Genomic DNA, 21,935 nt, shown 5'->3' with positions numbered 1-21,935 from the left:
GGCTCAGGAATTTAAAATTTTTCCGAACAACTTTAGTATGATCAGAGTTTGTTTTATAATTGATTTGGTTCAAACAACCATCATAAAACAAAACTCAACGATGAAAAAGCTAGTGATGATGGGGGCTATGTTCGTGGCGGTTGCCCTCAACGCCAAAGCGCAGAACACGACCGGGTCGACAGGCGCCGGTACGACGACCGGTACAACTGTAAACCCGCAGACGCAGACGACCAATCCGCAAACCCAGGGGATGAACGGCCAGTCGATGGGTACGACGGGAAATACGAATACGACGACGTATCCGCAGGGCCAGACGACTTTAGGGTCGCAATCGCCTACCGGTTCGACGGCCAATCCGCAAATGCAAACGCAGCCTCCAACGACCGGAACCACTACATTTCCGCAAACGCAACAAGGCCAGCAGGGACAAATGAACCAACAGGGTCAGATGAACCGCGAGCGTCGTACGACCGATCCAACGTCTACCCAGACCGATCCGGTTCAGGGTTCAACAACGACTAATCCTTCGACTACGACCAGCCCAACCCCGACGAATTCAGAAATGAACACCAAGGGAACGACCAACAATTCGAACGACCGCAAAAACCGGAGAAATAGAAACCGGAATGATTCGACGATGAAGCGTGATACGCTACAAAATAAATAGTAGAGAATCAGTTAGGTAATCCAAGAAAAGCAGTCATCACTCGGTGTCTGCTTTTTTTCCTTACAACCATGAAAAAGCTACTGATTGCCAGCCTAATCGGAGTTTCCCTTTTTGGGATTTCTGCGCAAACTACGGGGATGGTTCGTCTCTGGGATCCTGTTACCGGGCAAACCGTTACGCAGGATACGATCAAAAAAGACACGAACCGGCTTCGTCAGGGCGACCGGATGCGCCGGGGACAAATTGAGGACCGGCGGCCAACGGGCGATCCGAATCCGAAGCAACTCCGCACCGACTCGCTTCGGCGGGGTGGAGTGATGAAAGTGGATACCGTTCGGCACTAAAAATGAAAAAACTCCCGGAACGGGAGTTTTTTTGGTTTAAGAGGATGGGTTAGTAATGGCTTTTGCCGGTAATCAAATTACAGCGATACGGTCAGGTCTGACACCACGTATTCGTAGGGCGAAGTCTGGAGCAGAGCCCCGTTCGACACGCTGTATTTTTTGCTGATCGTTACATACCCGTCGGCATTGAGGGTATAAGCGAATCGGTAATCGGTCGTTGTGCCACCATACACGGTTTGAATCGTTTTTAGCCGCTGCACCAGGTGTTTGCTGGTTTTGCCGTAAATACGCAGGTAAGGGTCCAGGTTGAACACGCCAACCGCATTGAGACGGTTATTATCGGTCAGGATGGATGAGCCCGCAAACTGGTATTCATAGATGTTCTTCTGAATCACATCATTGGGGTTATTGAACCGCTTCACTTCAACCAGATCACCGTCGGCGTTGTAGGCAAATTCCACCCGCATGTTGGGGTAAATGGAATGGTAGCGGTTTATCAACCGGCCCTTGGCGTCGTAATCGTATTTAAACGAGTTCATAGTAATATGCGGGATGCCATCCACGACGGAATAGTCCGGCACTTCAGAGTGCGTGCAGCGGCCGTTCGCATCCAGAAAATAGGTGCCATCCTGCGTTTTCGTACCGCCTACCAGCGTTAGCGTCGTGACTTTTCCGGGGCTGTAGGCATACGTAGTCGTGCGGTTGCCTTCGGTGACTTTCACCAGTTTTCCGTTCGCATCATACGACAACGTAGCGTTGCCTTGTTTTACGAGGGTGTGTTTTTTCGCTACCGATACGATGATGTCATCCATTCCCAGTGCGTTGGATTCCGCCGACTGGCCCGCCGTGTTCGACTGGCGAGGTGCCGAAGGGTCAAGCTGCTGGTTTTCACACGATGACAAACTGATCAGAAGACTACAGAGCGCCAGAGCGCTGATTTTGGTGAGGTTCATTGGTTCTTTGTTGTTTTGGTATGTTGGTGCAACAAAGGTAGATCGCCGGTGTTTGGTCGGCTAGCCGGAGTCGGTAACGAGTGGATTGGGGTCAATAACGAGCGGGAAAGAACCCGCAGTTGGTTAGGCTGGTCAGGATTTACAAATCTCAATCAACGGAGTAAAACAGAAACGGAAAAGCCTTTAGGAAATGACCGGCTTCAACGGTATCGAACGTAATGCAGACTTCGTTTGTCAGATTCCTCCTGCTTTCAGGACTTCTATTCCATCAGGCCACCCTGCATGCGCAGTCGCCTGAACCCAACTACGACGAAACCAAAATACCGCCCTACACCTTGCCCGACCCCCTCGTCACACCGACCGGGAAGCGCATCACGACGGCTCGCCAGTGGGAAAGCCAGCAACGGGCGGTCTTGTTGAAACAATTTGCCACGCAGGTATACGGTGTTACACCCGAACGACGGCTGGCAACCCGATATGAAATAAAATCAGTGGATTCCTCCGCGCTCGGCGGGACGGCCATTCGCAAACAGATTTCCATCATCTGGACCGAATACCCCAATCTGCCGTCGCTGGATATCCTGATTTATGTTCCTAAAGGTGTGAAACGCCCGCCGGTTTTTGTCGGATTCAATTACATGGGAAACCACAGCATCAGCACCGAACCCGGTATTACGCTCTCCACGCGCTGGTTGCCCAACCGGCCCGACGGAAAAGTCGTCAATAACCGGGCGACGGAAGCCGCGCGGGGTGTTCAGCGATCCCGCTGGCCCCTGGAACTCATCATTTCAAAGGGGTATAGCGTGGCGACGGCTTATTACGGCGACCTGGAACCCGATCATCCGGAGGGCTGGAGAACCGGTATTCGTTCCGTATTGGGACCGCCGACGGAGCAGAAAAGCGATGGCTGGCAGGCGATTGGCGTCTGGGCGTGGGGCATGAGCCGGATGCTCGATTACCTGGAAACCGACGGCTTGGTGGATGCCAGACGGGCAATTGCGCTGGGGCATTCGCGCCAGGGGAAAGCCGCTTTGTGGGCGGGCGCGCAGGATACGCGGTTTGCGGCCGTTATTGCCAACGAATCCGGCGAAGGCGGAGCGGCTTTATCGAAGCGCGTTTTTGGCGAAACGATTCTGCGGCTTAACACGAGTTTTCCGCACTGGTTTTGTCCGCAATACCGAACCTACAACAACCGGCCTGAAGCCCTGCCGTTCGATCAGCACCAACTCCTGGCCCTGATCGCGCCCCGTCCGCTTTACGTTGCCAGTGCGCAGGGCGACCAGTGGGCCGATCCGAAAGGCGAATTTATGAGTGCCCGCCAAACCGATCCGGTTTACAAACTATATGGCAAAAAAGGCATTGTTACCGACGATTGGCCGCCCGTGCACACCCCCGTCGGGGAGACGGTGCGCTACCACATCCGCACGGGCGAACATGACGTCAAGCAGTATGACTGGGAACAATTTCTGAACTTCGCCGATCAGCAGGTGAAAAAATAGACAAGAGAGGATAGACAAGAGAAGTGAGACTCTTTACTCTCTTGTCTATCCTCTCTTGTCTATATCACACCTGCGCTTCAACCAGCGCGGGGTAATCGATGAACCCTTTTTCGCCACCGGCATAAAACGTTGCGGGGTCGGCCTGGGCCAGTTCAGCGCCGGTGCTCAGCCGTTCGACCAGATCCGGGTTCGCAATGAACGGATACCCAAACGCAACCAGGTCGCCCAGGCCGTTTTGCAAGTCTTCTTCGGCGCGTTCAGCGGTATATTTACTGTTCAGAATCAGCGTATTGCTGAATTTTTCCCGAATGGTTTTGAGCAGCGGTACGGTGGTTTCGGCTCCTTCCGGGGCTGCGGTATTGATGACGTGGAGGTAAACGATACCCAGGTCGTTCAGTTTTTCGGCCAGGTAGGTGTACGTTTCGTCGATTTCCGGGTAGTTTGGCATGTCGTTGAACACACCGTAGGGCGAAAACCGGATGCCAACGCGATCCTTTCCAATGGCCTGCGCCGATTGTTCAGCAATTTCCAGGGCGAAACGGGCGCGGTTTTCGACGCTGCCGCCGTATTCGTCGGAGCGCTGGTTGCTGTTCGGATTTAAAAACTGCTCGATCAGATAGCCATTGGCACCGTGTAACTCGATACCGTCAAAACCGGCTTCCACGGCGTTTTTAGCCGCCTGAACAAATTCCTGAATCGTTTGCTTTACCTCGTCGGTGGTCAACTCGCGGGGCTGGGCGTTGGCCTGCATACCTTCCTGATCCGTCCACATCGGACCCTCGGCTGCAATCGCCGACGGCGCAACCACCTCGGCACCGGCTGGCAAATTAAGAGGGTGGCCAATGCGGCCGGTGTGCATCAATTGCACAAAAATATGCCCGCCTTTTTCGTGAACAGCCTGCGTCGTCAGTTTCCAGCCCGCCACTTGTTCGGCACTGAAAATACCCGGAATCCGGGCATAACCCAAACCGTTGGGGGAAGGCGAAACGCCTTCGGAAATGATTAAACCCGCCGAAGCCCGTTGGCCGTAATAATTGGCAATCAGTTCGTTGGGGATGTTGTTATAAGCCCGGCTGCGGGTCATCGGAGCCATGGCGATTCGGTTGGTGAGGGTCAGTGTACCGAGTTGAACGGGGGAAAAAAGTAACTTATGCATAGCGATGGATGTCTTGGTTCGGGGGAATAACGCATCCATACATTTAAAAGTTTGAATGTATTAGGGAAAATTTTTTAAGTCAGCTTCGTCAGGAAGCCCGACAAGTCCTTCAATCCCTCTTTATTTAAACTCAGGTTCTGGTTGCGGCCTTCTTTGTGGGAGTTGACGAGTCCGCTGTCGATCAGGGTCTTGACGTGGTGTGAAACGCAGGGTTGCGACAGTCCGGTCATTTCCTGAATATCCGAATTGTTCAAACTTCCTTTTTCGGAAAGGGCCAGCAAAATTTGCAACCGGTATTTATCGGCAATGGCACCCGACGCTTTTTCAATAAACTTGTTATCCATTGGCTGAGCCGGATGTTGGGTCCGGTTTAAACAGAATACGGTCGTTGAGAATACTACAAAGTGCTGAACGTCACCGTTCACGGTGTTGTAAAATTGATGAAGTTTCTTCAAATATTCTACTCTATCCCCATAAAGTTGCACTTCATGGTATTTTTCTGACAATTTAGGAATTAAATTCCTAAATTGTCAGAAAAATACCATGATCGATCGTCAGCTTACGCATCGGGCTTCCGAGATGCTTCGGAAATATCCAATTATCACCATTACCGGGCCGCGCCAATCGGGGAAAACCACACTGGCAAAGTTTCTAAAACCCGATTACCGATATGTGAGTCTGGAACGTTTGGCCGAACGGGAATTTGCCCGGCAAGACCCGAAAGGGTTTCTGGAAACCTATCAGAACGGGGTGATTCTGGATGAAGTACAATATGTGCCGGACCTGTTTTCTTATCTGCAGGTGGCAACCGACGAGCGGCAACGCACCGGCGAATACATCCTGACCGGATCACAAAATTTCCTGTTGATGAAGTCGATCACTCAATCGCTGGCGGGGCGGGTGGCAGTATTCAACCTGCTGCCTTTGTCGTGGCAGGAACTTCGAAGTACGACATATCAGCCCGCGTCGTGGGAGACCTATATCGTTAGTGGGTCCTATCCGCGAAAACTCGTACACGATATCGACGCCGACGGTTTCTACGATAGTTACCTGCAAACGTACGTAGAGCGTGACGTGCGCCAAGTCAAAAATATTCTGAATTTAAATCTATTTCAGAAATTCATTCAGTTGCTGGCAGGACGCATCGGGCAGTTGTTCAACCAGCAGAGTTTGGCGGTGGAGTTGGGTATTGATAACAAAACCGTCAACGCGTGGCTGACGGTGCTTGAAACCTCATTCATTGCGTATCGATTGCCTCCATATTATCAAAATTTCAGCAAGCGCATTGTGAAAACACCGAAGGTCTATTTCTACGATACGGGATTGGCGGCCTATTTGTTGGGCATCCGGTCGGTCGATGATCTGGGGGTTCATTTTGCCCGCGGTGCCCTTTTTGAAAATTTAATCATCAACGAACTGACCAAAAACTGGCTGAACCAGGGTCAGCGACCGCCGTTTTATTTCTGGTCGGATCAATCGAATCACGAAATTGATCTGCTCATTGACCGGGGCAAGAGCCTGACGGCGGTTGAAATTAAATCAGGGCGAACCATTCAGCCGGACTTTTTTAAAGGCTTGGACTACTTCCAGAAACTGGCTCCTCAAACTACCTCGACACTGGTGTACGGAGGGAATGACGCCCAGCAGCGGACTGACGCCCGGGTGCTGACCATCAATGAATTGGATGGGTTGAATTAAGGGACAAATGAACCCTGCTATGTCGACCAGCCTGCACTAAAATCGGTTGGAAGCAACCTGGCTTCCAACCGATTCGATTGATCCCTACTGGTGGGTGGTTTGCTACAACAGTGTGCGTTAAAATTGAATTCCGACATTGAGGCCCGGCCACATCCGAACCCGGACTTCTTCGTCCGACCACCGGCGGCTGAACGTCTTGTCGTACACGTCCCATTTGACCCATTCCGTTCCGGTTCCTTCGCGGGTTTCAAATTTTGTTACCTGCACATTGAAGGTGGGCGTTACGGTGACGGCAATGCGGTTATGAATCGGCAAAATGAAACTTACCCGGGCCTGATTCAGCAAATTGAGATCTTCCCAGTGGTTGCCTTCTTCCTGAATCTGGTAGGTCAGGGCTTCGATGCTGATCTGGTTGCGTTTGCCGATAAACTGGTTGGTACCAATTCCGTAACCATAGCCCCAGCGGAGGCTGTTCCAACGGACGTTGTCGTTTTTGGGCCAGGCCGCTCCGAGGGCGAATATGTTGTAAAACTTGCGGTTTCCACCCATTTTGAAGCCGATGTTGGCGTGCAGGGCGTCACCCGCCCAGATTTCGAAGCGGTGGTAGCCGTTTTTGGAAAGATTCAGCAAACCGATCTGCGCGCCGTCGACGTTTTCGGCCACGTTGATCAGCCCGATCTGGGTGCCTTTCACGCGTTTCGCCACGTTGGCAATGCCCGCGATCTGCAAGCCTTCGACCGATTCAGCCAGATTGGCAATCCCGGCAATCTGCGCGCCTTTCACAGCTCCCTTCGTCACGTTCGCAATGCCGCCCACTTGCGCGCCGGTCAGTTGCGACCCGGAGAGGTTGGCAATCCCGGCAAACTGCGCCCCTTTCACGCTTTTTCCGACGACGTTGACAATCCCGCCGAACTGGGCTCCGTAGAGTGGGCCACCCACGGCGTTGACAATTCCGGCAAATTGCGCGCCATCGACTTCATTTCTGACTCCGTTCAGGATACCCGAAAACTGCGCTCCCTTGGCATAATCTTTCTCCAGGCTGAACAAACCGCTGAACTCGATGCCGTCCAGGGCCGCGGCATACCCGCCGAGCAAATTCAACGAAAACCGGTTGCTGAACAGGGCGTTGTCGAGTCCGTTGGTGCTCAGGGGCGGCACAAAACCGATCTGGGCGGGGCGGATGGGATACCGGTTTTGTCGGGCTTCTTTCAATTCCGTTCGGAGAGAATCCGTATCCTGCGAATAGGCCGGTGCGGCAAAACAAAACAGGGAAGTGGCTAGTACGAGTATTTTTTTCATGGCAATTGTTCCTTTTTATGGGTGTTTACTGTTGTGCAATATAAAGTTGATAAAACCGGGTTCTGTTATCCCGAATCTGCTCCTATGACCGTCATCCTGCGTCCTACCCCCACGCGGCTTTCAAAAAAATGTTTACCGGAAACAAACCGATCGAATTGCCGCTGAAACCGCAGTCTGGTTACCTTTGCAGAAAACTGCACCCCGAAATGAACCGCATCGACCGCCTGACCGCCATTCTGATTCACCTCCAGACCAAACGCGTTGTCAAAGCGCAGGAACTGGCCAAACGTTTCGGCACCAGTTTGCGGACGATTTACCGGGACATTCGCTCGCTGGAGGAAGCGGGCGTGCCGATTGGTGCCGAAGCCGGAATTGGCTATTTTCTGGAAGATTACCACCTGCCGCCAGTGATGCTCACCCGCGAAGAAGCCAGCGCGCTGCTGTTTGGGGCCAAAGTGATTGAAAAATTTGCGGACGAATCGATTCGGACGGAATTTGAATCGGCTTTGTACAAAATCAAATCGGTGCTGAAACGCAAGGACCAGGAGCATCTCGAGGATCTGGAACCGCGCGTTCAGGTGGCCAAACGCCCCACGACGCCCCCGTTTTCGGATGCCCTGCTGGTCGATATTCAGCGCGCCATCGGGCAGCAACAGGTTTTACAACTGGATTATCGGTCGGCCTACAAGGACGAAACGACCGACCGGGAGGTGGAACCCGTGGGCTTGTATCATTACGGAGCGGGCTGGCATCTCATTGCGTTTTGCCGCCTTCGGCAGGACTACCGCGATTTTCGGGTCGACCGAATCCGGCAACTGAACCATACCGGGCATACCTATTCGAGCCAAAACCGCCTTACACTGACGGCGTACCTCGAAAAAATCCAGCAAACGCAGCATCTGGAGGAGGTGGTGGTGCGGTTTGACAAACAAGTGGTGCGGCATATTCAGGAAATGAAGTACCACTACGGCTACGTCTCGGAAGAGGAAGACGCCGGGCGATGGGTTCGGATGAAGTTCATGACCCAGTGTGTGCGGGAAGTGGGTCGCTGGCTGCTGATGTTCGGCCAGTGGGTGGAGGTAGAATCGCCCGATGTGCTGCACGAAACCATGAAAGAACTGGCGCAGGAAGTGCAGGCGCATTACTTGTCGGAACGCGTCAATTCCTGAAAATACCGCAAGCCTGCTGACATACGGCTGTCACAACCGGGCGTTTACTTTGTTGCATCCTCTATCAAACACCAGTATGATGCAACTCAAAGAAGCGAAACCGCTCACCACCCTGGCTTTTTCAACCCGGACCACGCTGGCGGGTTTGACCCCCTTCGTCCGCACCGTGGCCCGGCAACTGTACCGCGAAGCCGTCCGGCTCGATCTCGAAATCACCGGGCCGATTTGCTGGCAATACACCGGCGTCGACGGGAAACCGGACACGGTTTTTGACCTGGATATTGTGCTGCCCGTTCAGTCGACGCAGGGCGAACCGGCTGAGGGGCTGGCGTTTAAAAGTCTGGATTCCTTCAATAGCGGTTTTGCCGAACACCCTGGCAGTTGGGACAATCTGGCGGCAACCTACGGACCATTGGTCGGCGGTTTGTTGCAGAACGGACACCGGCTGAGTGCCGTCAACCGGGAAGTGTATGTCCACATGGATTTCGAAAATCCGGCCAATAACGTGACGCAAATCCACCTGGGAGTTCTTTAAAACCGTATCGTTATGAAACTGAACGCAGGCATTATTACCGACAAACTGGCCGAAACGAAGGCGTTTTACCAAACCGTTCTGAACTTCGGCATCACGTTTGAAAATGATTTTTATCTGTTGCTGCACACGCCCAATCAGCAGGCTGAACTGAGTTTTCTGCAACCGAATCACCCGTCGCAACGACCGGTTTTCCAGAAACCGTTTACCGGTGAAGGCGTCTACCTGACGATTGAAGTGGACGATGTCGATGCCGAATACGAACACATCCAATCGTTGAATGTACCGATCGAAATTGAACTCCGCGACGAACCCTGGGGTGACCGTCACTTCGCCATCGTCGACCCGAACGGAATCGGGATTGACATCGTGACCTATGCGGCCCCGGAACCCTGACAGCGGTTGAAAACCCTGTCAGCGGTTTCGCCTAAGCCAGATTTTTAACTGGACTCTATTGGCCCATCGGGGTTTAACAGCGAAGCGTCGGTAGAAATAATGCGGTTTACCCCGTCAGCATTCCGTAAGGTACGCGACGGCCGTCGTAACAATGCGGTCGCGTACCTTACGGCACGTTGGAAAAAATCATTACGTTGGGCTACCGACGCTTTGCTGTTGTGCCCCAATGGGGCAAGACCGGGTCGATTCGTGCTACTGTTGTTTCTTTGCGTTTTCCGCTTCCAACTCACAGATGCTTTTCAGGGTCTCACAAAAGAACAAACCCTTGATGTGCTGATGAAAAAATATACCGGTTATCGGTTCCTGCTGCTATTTGTCTTCCTTGCGGCCTGTGATAAAGAGCCTGAACCAGAAAGATACGCCAATGGGCAGCTCGTGGTATGTGGCGTCAGGGACCCGCTCAACAATTTGAAATGGCTGAATGACCAGTTTAAATTATTTCAGGGAGGCCCATTGATCAACGGAATTGTGTTGTATCGCTACAAAGGCAGAAATGTAATTGAAGTGCAGAATGGCTACGCCAGCTCTACAAATCAGCATCAATATTATTGTGATGGGGAGAAGCTTAACCTCGATCACCCCGAAACCTTTGCGCAGTTCAAAAAAGATCGGGAAGAGATTGCGGTGCTATATGGCACGAATCTCTGGGGCAGATAAAGCTTGTGTGTGTATTGACTCTTGTATTGTAGGATCGATTACGACCTGTTATTTCGCTTTTTTAGCCAGTCCCGCACCGCCGGGCCGGTTCCGAACGGCCACGGTTTCAGCGCATTGATCGGAACCAGTTTGTAATCCTGAAGTTCTTCTTCGTCAATTTTAATGTCGCCCCACGCCCGGACGTGGTACGTGATGATGACTTCGTTGCGCTGGTAAAACGTGTAGACGCCCAGCCGCTCCACAATTTCGGCATCCAGTCCGATTTCCTCCTTGATTTCCCGCAAAACCGCCTGATCCGGTTCTTCGCCCGGTTCCAGAAAACCCGTTACCAAACCAAACCATTCAGTCGGCCAGCCCCGGTTTTGAATCAGGATGACGGTATCGTTGTCGTATTCGACAATCGCACCCACGACCGGCAGCGGATTGTTCCAAAAAATGTAACCGCAGGCGGCTGAACACACGAGCCGTTCACGACCTCCGGCAAAACCGGGCGTAAGCGAACTACCGCATTGGGGACAAAAATTCATCTTTGGCATCGGTTCAACGAAGGATTTGCGGTCAATATAAACACCCCCGTTCGGATTTCCGTATATTTGCAATTCATTTAACAAAAGTTACTTTGCCCCGATTACTGGCTATTGATTACGGAACGAAGCGTACCGGTTTGTCGGTTACCGACCCGTTGCAGATTATTGCGACGGCGCTGGAAACCGTTCCGACGCATCAGTTGCTGGACTACCTGAAACGGTATGTTACCATTGAACCGGTCGAAGCGTTTGTGGTGGGAATGCCCACGCGCCTGGACGGATCGGATACGGACAATACGCCCCGGGTGAAAGGCTTCGTTGGTAGACTCAAAGCCGCTTTTCCGGACATTCCAGTGCATTGGCACGACGAGCGGTTTACGTCGGCGATGGCCTTACAATCCATGATTGCCAGTGGCGTCAGCAAGAAAGACCGGCGCGTCAAAGGCAACATCGATAAAGTGAGTGCAGTAATTATTTTACAATCCTTCATGGAATCCAAAAGGTGATGATTTACCCAATAATAGCGTACGGTGATTCCGTTTTGCGGAAACGGGCGCAGAACATCGACAAAGGGACTACCGATGTCAAAAAATTGAGTGAAGACCTGTTTGAGACGATGTATAATGCCTCGGGCATCGGGTTGGCTGCTCCGCAGGTCGGCAAAAGCATCCGCATGTTTGTGGTCGATGGAACGGCCCTGAACGAAGACGAACCGGAGGAAGACAAGGACCCCAGCCTGATGGGTTTCAAAAAGGTGTTTATCAATCCGCAGATTCTGGAAGAAGACGGCGACGAATGGGGTTTTGAGGAAGGCTGTCTGAGCATTCCGCAAATCCGGGGGGAAGTTTTTCGGCCCGAATTCGTCAAAATCCAGTATTTCGATACGGACTGGAACGAGCACATCGAAGAATACGACGGCATGGCCGCCCGCATCATCCAGCACGAATACGACCACCTGGAAGGCAAACTGTTTACGGATTACCTGCCGCCGTTGAAACGCCAGTTGATGAAGAAAAAACTGGCCGATATTACGCGCGGCAACGTGAAGGCGGATTATAAAATGAAGTTTCCGAAATAGACAGGAATGCTCCACCTAACCCTGCTGCAAACCAGCCTCCACTGGGAAAATCCGACGGCGAACCGGGCGATGCTCGAAGAGAAAATCTTCGCGCTGCCCGAAAAAACCGATCTCATTGTGTTGCCGGAAATGTTTACGACCGGTTTTTCGATGAACGCCAAAGCACTGGCTGAACCGATGAACCTGACGACATTCCGCTGGCTCAAACAGATGGCGGCCCAGACCGACGCCGTGGTGACGGGAAGCTATATTGTGCAGGAACAGGGTCAGTTCTACAACCGCCTGATCTGGATGGAGCCCGACGGTTCGTTCGATGTCTACGACAAACGACATTTGTTCCGGATGGCGGGGGAGGAGCAGACGTATGCCGGTGGCACGAAGCGGCTGGTGAAATCCTGGCGCGGCTGGAACATTTGCCCGCTGATTTGCTACGACCTCCGGTTTCCGGTCTGGAGCCGGAATGCCGGGTTGGAATATGACCTCCTGCTGTATGTGGCCAACTGGCCTGCCGCCCGCAGCACCGCCTGGAACGCCCTGCTGCAAGCCCGCGCCATCGAGAATCTGGCCTATGTGGCCGGCGTCAACCGGGTGGGTGAAGACGGAAACGGACATGCCTACGCGGGTGATTCGAGCCTGATCGACCCGAAAGGCGAGGTACTTTTCCGGCAAAACCAGACCGAAATAGTATTTCAGACCACCCTTTCTCTGGACGAATTAAGCGCCTATCGCGAGCGGTTTCCGGCCAATCGTGACGCAGATGATTTTCGGATAATTGGATAAAAACCGGAAATGCAGGGACTCCATTTTTCGGTCCGATAACGATAAAAATTCAAATTTTACGCACTTATCGTTAGATAGTTAGTAATTTTGTGCCCGGGATACGCAGTCCGGGACGCAAAGTCAGGTTGAATAGGCCCGTTTATTGAATCAATCACCTCATATCTCATGTCTGCATCGGTAGAAACTGTCAGTTTATTGGCAGACCGCATCATCGCGCTGGAGGAGTCGTCAACATTGGCGATGACCAAAAAAGCCCGCGAACTGGCCGCTCAGGGCCACAAAGTAATCAGTCTCAGCGTTGGCGAGCCTGATTTCAAGACGCCGAAACACATTTGCGAAGCCGCCAAGCAAGCCATCGACGAAGGCTACCACGGTTATTCGCCCGTAGCGGGTTATGCCGATCTGCGGAAAGCCATTGCAGATAAGTTTAAACGGGAAAACAACATTGACTGGAAACCGGAAAATATCGTGGTTTCGACGGGTGCTAAACACTCGCTGGCGAACGTGATTCAGGTGCTGGTGAACCCCGGCGACGAGGTGATCATTCTGGCTCCCTACTGGGTAAGTTATTCCGAAATGGTGAAACTCGCTGAAGGAAAGTCGATTATCCTCGAAGGGGCTTTTGACAACGACTTCAAAGTAACGGCGGATCAACTGGAAGCGGCCATTACGGATCGCACCAAAATCGTGATGTACGCATCGCCCAACAACCCGACCGGTTCAGTGTATAGCGAAGATGAACTGCGCGCCATTGCTGAGGTGGTGGCCCGGCACGAAAACGTGATTGTGCTGGCCGACGAAATCTACGAACACATCAATTTTACGGATAAAGGCCATTTCAGCATCGGTTCCATTCCCGAAATCAAAGACCGCGTGGTTACCGTCAACGGCGTAGCGAAAGGTTTTGCGATGACAGGCTGGCGGATTGGTTACATCGGAGCGGCCAAATGGATCGCCGACGGCGTGGAAAAATTGCAGGGACAGGTAACTTCAGGAACCGGTTCGATCTCGCAGCGGGCTACACTGGCCGCCCTGAACGGTCCGATGGAACCGACGCGTGAAATGTCGAAAGCCTACGAACGTCGCCGGGACCTGGTGGTAAAACTGCTGAAAGAAATTCCCGGTTTTAAAGTGAACGTGCCGGAGGGTGCTTTCTACGCGTTCCCCGACATCAGCTATTATTACGGCAAATCGGACGGAACAACGACCATCAACGACTCGGACGATTTTGCCGCCTGGTTGCTCAATACGGCTTATGTGGCAACGGTGGCGGGTTCCGGTTTTGGGGCTCCCTACGGTCTGCGGATTTCAACGGCCGCTTCCGACGAAGCCCTGACCGAAGCCGTACAGCGCATTAAAGACGCAGTTGCCACGTTAAAATAAATGGTTTACTGTACTCGGTTTTCAGTTTACGGTGGCTAGCGCGTTCTTTTCTAAGCGCGCGTCAGCCACCGTAAACTGAAAACCGAATACCTCTCTATTCATCAAGCATTAATTACTCCCTTTTTATGTCTACAGAAACATCCACGTACGTTCCGTACAAAGTTAAAGACATCGCGCTGGCCGAATGGGGCCGCAAGGAAATCCGGTTGGCCGAAGCCGAAATGCCGGGTTTGATGTCCCTCCGCAAAGAGTTCGGACCGTCGAAACCCCTCGCTGGTGCCTACATTGCCGGTTGTCTGCACATGACGATCCAGACCGCCGTTCTGATCGAAACACTGGTTGAACTGGGTGCCGAAGTGACCTGGTCATCGTGTAACATCTTCTCGACGCAAGACCATGCCGCAGCCGCCATTGCAGCCGCCGGTATTTCGGTGTACGCGTGGAAAGGCATGAACGAGGAAGAATTTAACTGGTGTATTGAGCAGACGTTGTTCTTTGGCGAAGAGCGGAAACCGCTGAATATGATTCTGGACGATGGTGGTGACCTGACCAACATGGTTTTCGACCTCTATCCGGAATTGATTGCCAACATCAAAGGCTTGTCGGAAGAAACGACGACAGGTGTTCACCGGTTGTATGAGCGCATGAAAAACGGGACGCTGCATTTGCCCGCCATCAACGTCAACGACTCGGTTACCAAATCGAAATTCGATAACAAATACGGCTGCCGCGAGTCGCTGGTGGATGCCATCCGTCGCGGAACCGACCTGATGCTGGCTGGTAAAGTAGCGGTTGTCGCCGGGTATGGTGACGTAGGGAAAGGTTCTGCCGAATCACTCCGTGGCGCCGGTTGCCGCGTGCTGGTGACAGAGATCGACCCGATTTGCGCGCTGCAAGCCGCGATGGACGGTTACGAAGTGGTCACGATGGACGAGGCTGCGACCCGCGCCAATATTTTCGTAACCGCAACGGGCAACATCAACATCGTCAAAGATCGTCACTTCAAGACGATGCGCGACAAGGCGGTGGTTTGTAACATTGGTCACTTCGACAACGAAATCGACATGGCGTGGCTGAATGCAAACTACGGTCATTCGAAGAGCCAGATCAAACCGCAGGTCGATTTGTATGAAATCGACGGCAAAGAAATCATCGTGCTGGCCGAAGGCCGTCTGGTGAACCTGGGCGTTGCGATGGGTCACCCGTCGTTCGTGATGTCCTGCTCGTTCTCGAACCAGACGCTGGCGCAGTTGGAACTGTGGGCCAATTCGGACAAATACGAAAACAAGGTCTACATTCTGCCGAAACACCTCGATGAGAAAGTAGCGGCTTTGCACCTCGATCACGTGGGCGCAAAACTGGAAAAACTGGATCAGGAACAGGCGGAATACATCGGCGTCACCACCGAAGGCCCCTACAAATCGGATCTGTACCGGTATTAAGAGTTAACAAGCTGGTTGAGTTAACCGGGATAGCCCTGAAAGGGCGATCTGTTAATAGACAATCGCAGCCATCAGTAGTGGTAGCTCCGGAGGAGCGGTCTAAAAGCATCTTCAGGCCGCTCCTCCGGAGCTACCACTACTGATGGCTGCGATTGTCTATTAACAGGACAGACCTCCGGCCTTCATTTAAACCGTTAAAACAAGATTTCGCAGTTGAACGCGTCAGCCTACTTTTAATTTTTAACTCTTCACTCTTAATTCTTAACTCATTTCCCGTGGCACAATGGAACTTCGTGGCCCGTCTGGTCAATGACGGTGGAAGGATAGAAGCCCCGGATCAATAAGAGAAAGGCCAGGGCAATCGTGATGACCGGCATCAAGACCGTAAACCGGCGTCGTAGGTTTGCCGGGAAAAACGTCGGGACAAACCGGACCAGCAACAAAGCCGGAACCGTTCCCAGCCCGAACACCGCCATGTAGAATGCGCCGGTTGCCGCGCTTCCGGTTGTGATGGCTCCGGTCAGGGCTACATACAAAAAACCGCAGGGCAATAAACCGTTCAGGAAACCGAGTCCGGTAAATGCCTGTAATGTAGGGCTTTGCAAAAAACGGGACATCGGTTTGGTCACCCAGCCTCGTCCCCCATTCAGAGACAAACCGGCCCGTTTTCCGTGCTGGAACAGAACCCAGAGCAGCAGGAACAGACCGGCCGCAATCGATACCGACCGTTGCAAACCCGCCAGCAACAGCCCCTGGCCGATGGTGCCGACCAGCAACCCCAGCCCGGAATACGCGGTAATTCTACCTACATGATACAGTCCCATCGCGAGCACCCGTTGTGAACGGGGCAATCGTCCGACGGGCAAGGCCATCGCTAGTGGTCCGCACATGCCGACGCAGTGCAGGCTTCCGACTAAACCCGTGGTCAGGGCTGCGATGATCCAGACATTCTGCACGTTACGGAATGGTTACGGTTTGTTCGCTATAATATTCCTGCCCGTTTTCCAGCCAGTTTAGTTGCACACGCCAGAAACCGGACGCCAGTTTGGGGGTCGAAACCGTCGTTTGGCCGGGCTGCAAGGCAACACTCCGATCCTGTCGGCGATCCGAAGGGCGGTAAAATGTCAGTTTGCCGCCGGTTGAACCCGCTTCTGATCGCGTCAGTTCGATCGTCTGCCGGGTGGCATCGAAGCGAATGGTGGGCGAATCCGCCAGTTTGGCGGTTCGAGCTACCCGGTCAATCTGTTGTTGAAAGGCGATTTCGGTTTGGTAATAATCATCGCGCACCAGATCGACCCGTTGGCGGCACATGAGATACACCAGGGTGCCGATAAATCCGGCAAACAGGATGTAAACGAGTACGATGGCTTTTCCCCAGTTCATGGTTTTATGGAGTGATTGAGTGAAGTAGTGATTGAGTGAAAAGCAAAACCGGTCCAGAGTGAACAAGGAATCTACTTCGCTCAATCACTCAATTACTTGACCGGTCCCAGAAACGTGGTTTCGATCTGGTCGACGACTTCGTTACCGGCCAGCACGTCGATGTGAAGTGGTGTACTGTTTTGGCGGATGGTTTTTTCCGGTAAATCGATGAAGAACATCCCTTTGGTCTGTTCCCCGGCCGGCACCGACGACAGCGGCTGTACGAAACGCAGTTTGGCGTCCGTTCGGCTCAGGCGGAATTGAACCGGCAACGTCCGGTAGGTCTTGTTGATCACTTCCACCAGATACAGATTCGATACCTTGCCACCCGTTTCGCGCTGGTACAACTGCCCTGGTGCCCGCAAAACCGTCACGTCCATCACCGGTCGGCTGACGAGCAGAAAACCGATGATTCCCAACAAAACGAGTAATACGCCACTGTAGGCCAGAATCCGGGCCGTAAACCGGAACGGTTTTCCCTGCTCGATATTGGCCTGCGAATCCATGCGGATCAGTCCCTGGGGCAGTTCGATTTTGTCCATGACACTATCACAGACGTCGATGCAGAGCGTGCAATTGATGCATTCCAGTTGTGTCCCGTTCCGAATGTCGATTCCCATCGGACAAACCTGCACACAAAGTTTGCAGTCGATGCAATCGCCCTTTCGGGAGTGAAGAGTTAAGGCCGGGTCGCCGGTCGGTGACGAACTGGCTCCATCAGGAAAACTCTTAACTCTTAACTCTTCATTCTTAACTCTTAATTCTTCACTCTTCACTCGTTTCCCGCGTGGTTCTCCCCGGATGTAGTCATACGCGACGATCAGGGAGTTTTTGTCCAGCAAAACGCCTTGCAGCCGTCCGTACGGGCAGATCGTCGTGCAGACGATCTCGCGCAGCCAGGCAAAAACGAGGTAAAATACACCCGTAAAGACTACGATGGCCGCCAGACCGGCGAGGTGTTGCGCCGGGTCATCGGTGATCAGGGTCAGCCACTGGTCGCGACCAATGAGGTAGGCCAGAAAGGTGTTGCTGATGGCGAACGAAATCAGAAAGAAAACGCCGTGTTTCAGTCCTTTTTTGACTACTTTTTCGGTCGTCCAGGGGCTGGCATCCAGCCGTTTCCGGGCGTTAAAATCACCCTCGATCCAGCCTTCGATTTTCCGGAAAACCATCTCCATAAAAATCGTCTGCGGACACGCCCAGCCGCACCATACCCGGCCATAGACGACGGTGAACAGGGCCACAAACACAATGAAGGCAATCAACCCAAAGGCAACCAGGTAAAAATCCTGCGGCCAGAACGGCACCCCGAAAAAGATAAACCGGCGTTCGAGCACGTTGAACAGGAACAGTGGATGTCCGTCAATCCACACAAACGGCCCGGCAAATAACACGATCAGCAGCACCACCGCCACCACCGTCCGCCAGCGGGTAAACCGGCCGGTGGTTTCACGCGGATACAACCACCGCCGACCGCCAGAGGCATCGGCTGTGGGCAGCGTATCGCGGAAGTCGGAGGGGGGAAGTGCTACGTTGGATTTCATCGGAGTGTTGAGTTAGCGGGTTGCAACGGGTTCGCCGGTGGCTACTTTTTCACCCTGCGGTTCTTTCGCTCCGGCGGGGTTCGTGCCTTGCAGCGACAGGATATAACTGGCGACTTGCTGCACCTGGAGCGGATTCAGTTGTTTTTTCCAGGACATCATCCCTTTTTCGGGAACGCCTTCGGTAATGATGTGGTAAACCGCCTTGACGTCACCGCCGTGCAGCCAGTAGGCATCGGTCAGGTTGGGGCCCACCTTGCCCTCGGCATTGGCGCCGTGGCAAGCCACGCAGTTTTGGGTGAACAGCGCTTTCCCGGCGTCAATCCCCTTCGCATCTTTCAAAAGCGTAACGGTATTTTCGTTGATGGAACCGGCCACTTTTTTGATGTAATCTTCCCGCTGTTTATCGGCAATGGCCATTTCCTGGGTATATTCCTGCACCATGATGTCGCCCGGGTTGAAGACGTGGTACACGAGCAGGTAGATGACACCCGCCACAATCGTTCCGTAGAACAACCCCATAAACCAGGGGGGCGTCGGATTGTCGAGTTCGGCAATGCCGTCGTAGGCGTGTTCCATGGTCAGGTTTTTTTCCTGATTCAGTTCGTGCAAACCCGCCATCCGTTGCCACCAGGAGCGCGTATCGACCGGTTTGGCAACGGTTTGGGCGTCGGGTTCTATTATTTTTTTGAGGAGGAACACCAGGTTCAGGGCTACAGCTCCAACGGCTACCATGCCCACCAGCAGAAAAAGAGCGACGGTAACCAGCAACAGATCCTGACCGGATGAAATGTCCCAGATGGATTTTGCCGGTTCCTGGCCCAGCAGCCCACCATTGAGTAAAATGAATGAATTCATGGAAAGAGAAAGGTGGTTAATCGGTTGACGATTCATCGAGGGGCATCTGGCTCATCTGGCGGATGTACGTTTTATCCACCAAAACCAGGTATAAACCGACGAGAATGAAAAAGGCGAGGAAGGTGATAAACGAGCCGACCATATAGACGTCCGCGCCGGGAATTTTGGAAATAAATTGCTTGAACATGGTTTGTTAGGAAATGATGAACGATGTAACGATGAACGATCAATTATGCGCCAGCCCATTCATCGTTCATCATTCATAATCCATCGTTATTTGGTTGCGTTTTCCATTTTCCTGATGTCCGTGCCGAGCCGTTGGAGGTAGGCAATCAGGGCGATGATCTCGCGGTCGGCGTCGACTTTGATGCCATCTTTCGCCAGGCGGTCGCTGACTTGCTGCGCCTGTTTTTGCAAATCTTCGTTGGCGTAGCTGATCGTGGCATCGTCGTAGGGAACGCCCACTTGTTCCAGTGTTCTCAGCTTATCCGACGTATTCGAAATGTCGAGTTTCTGATCCAGCAGCCACGGATAGGCGGGCATGATCGACCCCGGCGACATCGACGTTGGGTCGCGCATGTGGTGGTAGTGCCAGGAATCGGGGTATTTGCCGCCTTCGCGGTGCAGATCCGGCCCGGTGCGTTTGCTGCCCCAGAGGAACGGGTGGTCATACACGAATTCGCCCGCTTTGGAATACTCCCCGTAGCGTTCGGTTTCGCTGCGGAAAGGCCGAACCATCTGGCTGTGGCAGTTGACGCAGCCCTCACGGATGTAGAGGTCGCGGCCCTGGACTTCGAGGGCGCTGTAGGGTTGAACGGCCGAAATCGTCGGCACATTGGACTCTACCATGAACGTCGGAATCAATTCTACCATCGAACCGATCAGAATCACCACCAGGGAGCCAATCAGCAGCGGTATGGGCTTGCGCTCCAGCCAGCGGTGCCAGTAGGTATCGCTTCCCGTCGGCACATAGGCTTGCTCCAGAGCAGGGGCTTCGGCGGCTTCGTTGACCACCAGTTGCCCGGCCGCCATCGTTTTGAACAGGTTATAAGCCATCAGAATCGCACCCAGCAGGTAGAACGTACCCCCCACCGCCCGCATCTGGTGCATGGGCAGCAGTTGGATGGTCGTTTCCAGGAAGTTCGGGTAGCGCAGGGTGCCTTCGGGGGTAAACTCCTTCCACATCATGCCCTGGGTGAAGCCCGAAATGTACATTGGAACGGCGTAGAACAGGATTCCCAGCGTCCCGATCCAGAAGTGGATGCTCAGCAGTTTTTTGGAATACAGGGGCGTTTTATACATGCGCGGAATCAGCCAATACAGGATCGCAAAGGTCAGAAAACCGTTCCAGCCCAGGGCCCCGACGTGTACGTGGGCTACGATCCAGTCGGTAAAGTGGGCAATGGCGTTGACGTTCTTGAGCGACAGCATGGGCCCTTCGAAGGTGGCCATCCCGTAAGCGGTAATTCCGACGACCATGAATTTCAGGATGGTATCTTCCCGAACCTTGTCCCAGGCTCCGCGCAGCGTCAGCAGCCCGTTGATCATCCCACCCCAGGAGGGGGCAATGAGCATGATGGAGAAAACCACCCCCAGCGATTGCGCCCAGTCGGGCAGCGATGAATAGAGCAAGTGGTGAGGACCGGCCCAGATGTAGATGAAAATCAGCGCCCAGAAGTGCAGAATTGACAGTTTGTAAGAGTAAACCGGGCGGTTTGCCATCTTGGGCAGGAAGTAATACATCAGCCCCAGAAACGGCGTGGTCAGGAAAAATGCCACCGCATTGTGACCATACCACCACTGCACGAGCGCATCCTGCACCCCGGCGTAGACGTAATAACTTTTGAACAGACTCACCGGCATCTGGTACGAGTTGACGATGTGCAGCACGGCAACGGTTACGAACGTGGCGATGTAAAACCAGATGGCGACGTATAGGTGGCGCTCCCGGCGTTTGATGATCGTGCCGAACATGTTGATTCCGAAAACCACCCAGATCAGCGTAATGGCGATGTCGATCGGCCATTCGAGTTCGGCGTATTCGTGGGAGGTGGTCAGACCCAGCGGCAGCGTAATGGCTGCGGCTACGATGATGGCCTGCCAGCCCCAGAAGTGGATTTTACTGAGCAAATCGCTGAACATCCGGGCTTTGCAAAGCCGTTGCAGCGAGTAATACACACCCATAAAAATGGCATTGCCGACGAAGGCGAAAATAACCGCATTGGTGTGCAGCGGCCGAATCCGTCCGAAGGTCGTATACTGGTTGCCGAGGTTGGCCGCCGGAGCAAACAACTGGCTGGCAATCAGCACCCCGACCAACATGCCGACGACGCCCCAGATGATGGTAGCAACGGCGAAATCCCGGACAATGCGGTTGTCATACTCGAAGCGTTCCACGGCGGGAGCGGCTCCGTTCCCCGGTCGGGGGTGTTCAGGCGAAATCGTAACAGGCGGTTTTTGCGAGACATTCATAG

At 53.3% G+C, this 21,935-nt stretch carries 24 protein-coding genes; 13 read left to right on the top strand and 11 right to left on the bottom strand.

Annotated elements, in window-relative coordinates:
* Positions 1-100 precede the first annotated feature (100 nt).
* Both F0P93_RS00630 and F0P93_RS00625 read left to right on the top strand, forming a co-directional pair.
* Positions 101-667, top strand: coding sequence for a hypothetical protein (locus F0P93_RS00630; protein WP_150874458.1), 567 nt, complete (start codon positions 101-103; stop codon positions 665-667).
* A gap of 68 nt (positions 668-735) precedes the next feature.
* Positions 736-1,011: a hypothetical protein gene (locus F0P93_RS00625; RefSeq protein ID WP_150874457.1), complete on the top strand. Its 276-nt coding sequence runs from the start codon at positions 736-738 to the stop codon at positions 1,009-1,011.
* Between the two features lie 77 nt (positions 1,012-1,088).
* On the opposite strand, the gene F0P93_RS00620 is transcribed toward F0P93_RS00625, so the two are convergent.
* Positions 1,089-1,964 (bottom strand): DUF4595 domain-containing protein, encoded by an 876-nt coding sequence (locus F0P93_RS00620; RefSeq protein WP_150874456.1) that lies wholly within the window; start codon positions 1,962-1,964, stop codon positions 1,089-1,091.
* Positions 1,965-2,182: 218 nt separating this feature from the next.
* On the opposite strand from F0P93_RS00620, the gene F0P93_RS00615 reads away from it, so the two are divergent.
* Positions 2,183-3,463 carry an alpha/beta hydrolase family protein gene (locus F0P93_RS00615; protein WP_150874455.1) on the top strand — a complete coding sequence of 427 codons (1,281 nt, stop codon included), beginning with the start codon at positions 2,183-2,185 and terminating at the stop codon, positions 3,461-3,463.
* 64 nt (positions 3,464-3,527) lie between these two features.
* Here F0P93_RS00615 and F0P93_RS00610 read toward each other — a convergent pair whose 3' ends face one another.
* Both F0P93_RS00610 and F0P93_RS00605 read right to left on the bottom strand, forming a co-directional pair.
* Positions 3,528-4,619 (bottom strand): alkene reductase, encoded by a 1,092-nt coding sequence (locus tag F0P93_RS00610; RefSeq protein ID WP_150874454.1) that lies wholly within the window; start codon positions 4,617-4,619, stop codon positions 3,528-3,530.
* Positions 4,620-4,693: 74 nt separating this feature from the next.
* Positions 4,694-4,963, bottom strand: coding sequence for an ArsR/SmtB family transcription factor (locus F0P93_RS00605; protein WP_114408859.1), 270 nt, complete (start codon positions 4,961-4,963; stop codon positions 4,694-4,696).
* A 199-nt stretch (positions 4,964-5,162) separates the two neighbouring features.
* Between F0P93_RS00605 and F0P93_RS00600 the strand changes: the two genes are divergently transcribed.
* Positions 5,163-6,317 carry an ATP-binding protein gene (locus tag F0P93_RS00600; RefSeq protein ID WP_150874453.1) on the top strand — a complete coding sequence of 385 codons (1,155 nt, stop codon included), beginning with the start codon at positions 5,163-5,165 and terminating at the stop codon, positions 6,315-6,317.
* Between the two features lie 117 nt (positions 6,318-6,434).
* Here the strand turns inward: F0P93_RS00600 and F0P93_RS00595 are convergent, their stop codons facing one another.
* Positions 6,435-7,616: an LA_2272 family surface repeat-containing protein gene (locus tag F0P93_RS00595; protein WP_150874452.1), complete on the bottom strand. Its 1,182-nt coding sequence runs from the start codon at positions 7,614-7,616 to the stop codon at positions 6,435-6,437.
* Between the two features lie 128 nt (positions 7,617-7,744).
* Here F0P93_RS00595 and F0P93_RS00590 point away from each other — a divergent pair, with 128 nt between their 5' ends.
* The 4 genes from F0P93_RS00590 to F0P93_RS31410 all read left to right on the top strand — a co-directional run bounded on the left by F0P93_RS00590 (position 7,745) and on the right by F0P93_RS31410 (position 10,430).
* On the top strand, positions 7,745-8,785 hold the full coding sequence (locus F0P93_RS00590) for a helix-turn-helix transcriptional regulator (protein ID WP_310587967.1): 1,041 nt from the start codon (positions 7,745-7,747) through the stop codon (positions 8,783-8,785).
* A gap of 76 nt (positions 8,786-8,861) precedes the next feature.
* Entirely contained in the window at positions 8,862-9,320 is a 459-nt protein-coding gene (locus tag F0P93_RS00585) for a GyrI-like domain-containing protein (RefSeq protein ID WP_150874451.1), read from the top strand.
* 12 nt (positions 9,321-9,332) lie between these two features.
* Entirely contained in the window at positions 9,333-9,713 is a 381-nt protein-coding gene (locus F0P93_RS00580) for a VOC family protein (protein ID WP_150874450.1), read from the top strand.
* 336 nt (positions 9,714-10,049) lie between these two features.
* Positions 10,050-10,430 carry a hypothetical protein gene (locus F0P93_RS31410; RefSeq protein WP_191908693.1) on the top strand — a complete coding sequence of 127 codons (381 nt, stop codon included), beginning with the start codon at positions 10,050-10,052 and terminating at the stop codon, positions 10,428-10,430.
* A 38-nt stretch (positions 10,431-10,468) separates the two neighbouring features.
* On the opposite strand, the gene F0P93_RS00570 is transcribed toward F0P93_RS31410, so the two are convergent.
* Positions 10,469-10,957 (bottom strand): NUDIX domain-containing protein, encoded by a 489-nt coding sequence (locus F0P93_RS00570; RefSeq protein ID WP_225309315.1) that lies wholly within the window; start codon positions 10,955-10,957, stop codon positions 10,469-10,471.
* A gap of 92 nt (positions 10,958-11,049) precedes the next feature.
* Here F0P93_RS00570 and ruvX point away from each other — a divergent pair, with 92 nt between their 5' ends.
* From ruvX to ahcY, 5 genes are all read left to right on the top strand, one after another.
* Complete coding sequence (gene ruvX / locus F0P93_RS00565; protein WP_150874447.1) at positions 11,050-11,463, top strand: Holliday junction resolvase RuvX; 414 nt, start codon at positions 11,050-11,052, stop codon at positions 11,461-11,463.
* Positions 11,463-12,035 carry a peptide deformylase gene (def, locus tag F0P93_RS00560; RefSeq protein ID WP_150874446.1) on the top strand — a complete coding sequence of 191 codons (573 nt, stop codon included), beginning with the start codon at positions 11,463-11,465 and terminating at the stop codon, positions 12,033-12,035. Before ruvX ends, def begins: the two co-directional genes overlap by 1 nt.
* 6 nt (positions 12,036-12,041) lie before the next feature.
* The gene (locus F0P93_RS00555) at positions 12,042-12,815 is read left to right on the top strand and encodes an amidohydrolase (RefSeq protein WP_150874445.1); all 774 of its coding nucleotides are present in this window, start codon (positions 12,042-12,044) and stop codon (positions 12,813-12,815) included.
* Between the two features lie 165 nt (positions 12,816-12,980).
* On the top strand, positions 12,981-14,198 hold the full coding sequence (locus F0P93_RS00550; protein ID WP_138991063.1) for a pyridoxal phosphate-dependent aminotransferase: 1,218 nt from the start codon (positions 12,981-12,983) through the stop codon (positions 14,196-14,198).
* 125 nt (positions 14,199-14,323) lie between these two features.
* Positions 14,324-15,640, top strand: coding sequence for an adenosylhomocysteinase (gene ahcY / locus F0P93_RS00545; protein WP_114408751.1), 1,317 nt, complete (start codon positions 14,324-14,326; stop codon positions 15,638-15,640).
* Between the two features lie 266 nt (positions 15,641-15,906).
* Here ahcY and F0P93_RS00540 read toward each other — a convergent pair whose 3' ends face one another.
* The 6 genes from F0P93_RS00540 to ccoN form a co-directional block, all read right to left on the bottom strand.
* A complete protein-coding gene (locus tag F0P93_RS00540; protein WP_150874444.1) occupies positions 15,907-16,596 on the bottom strand; it encodes a sulfite exporter TauE/SafE family protein in 690 nt (229 codons plus the stop codon).
* 1 nt (position 16,597) lies between these two features.
* Positions 16,598-17,023: a FixH family protein gene (locus tag F0P93_RS00535; RefSeq protein WP_150874443.1), complete on the bottom strand. Its 426-nt coding sequence runs from the start codon at positions 17,021-17,023 to the stop codon at positions 16,598-16,600.
* A 92-nt stretch (positions 17,024-17,115) separates the two neighbouring features.
* The gene (locus F0P93_RS00530) at positions 17,116-18,606 is read right to left on the bottom strand and encodes a 4Fe-4S dicluster domain-containing protein (RefSeq protein WP_150874442.1); all 1,491 of its coding nucleotides are present in this window, start codon (positions 18,604-18,606) and stop codon (positions 17,116-17,118) included.
* A gap of 12 nt (positions 18,607-18,618) precedes the next feature.
* A complete protein-coding gene (locus F0P93_RS00525) occupies positions 18,619-19,461 on the bottom strand; it encodes a cbb3-type cytochrome c oxidase N-terminal domain-containing protein (protein ID WP_150874441.1) in 843 nt (280 codons plus the stop codon).
* Between the two features lie 16 nt (positions 19,462-19,477).
* The gene (locus F0P93_RS31405; protein WP_191908692.1) at positions 19,478-19,648 is read right to left on the bottom strand and encodes a hypothetical protein; all 171 of its coding nucleotides are present in this window, start codon (positions 19,646-19,648) and stop codon (positions 19,478-19,480) included.
* Between the two features lie 86 nt (positions 19,649-19,734).
* The gene (gene ccoN / locus F0P93_RS00520; RefSeq protein ID WP_150874440.1) at positions 19,735-21,933 is read right to left on the bottom strand and encodes a cytochrome-c oxidase, cbb3-type subunit I; all 2,199 of its coding nucleotides are present in this window, start codon (positions 21,931-21,933) and stop codon (positions 19,735-19,737) included.
* Between the last annotated feature and the right edge of the window lie 2 nt (positions 21,934-21,935).

It is taken from the genome of Larkinella humicola (genome assembly GCF_008727875.1).
In the GTDB taxonomy this organism is placed as follows: Bacteria; Bacteroidota; Bacteroidia; order Cytophagales; family Spirosomataceae; genus Larkinella; species Larkinella humicola.
Note: the sequence above shows the minus strand (reverse complement) of the source record. Positions and strands in the feature narration are given on the sequence as shown.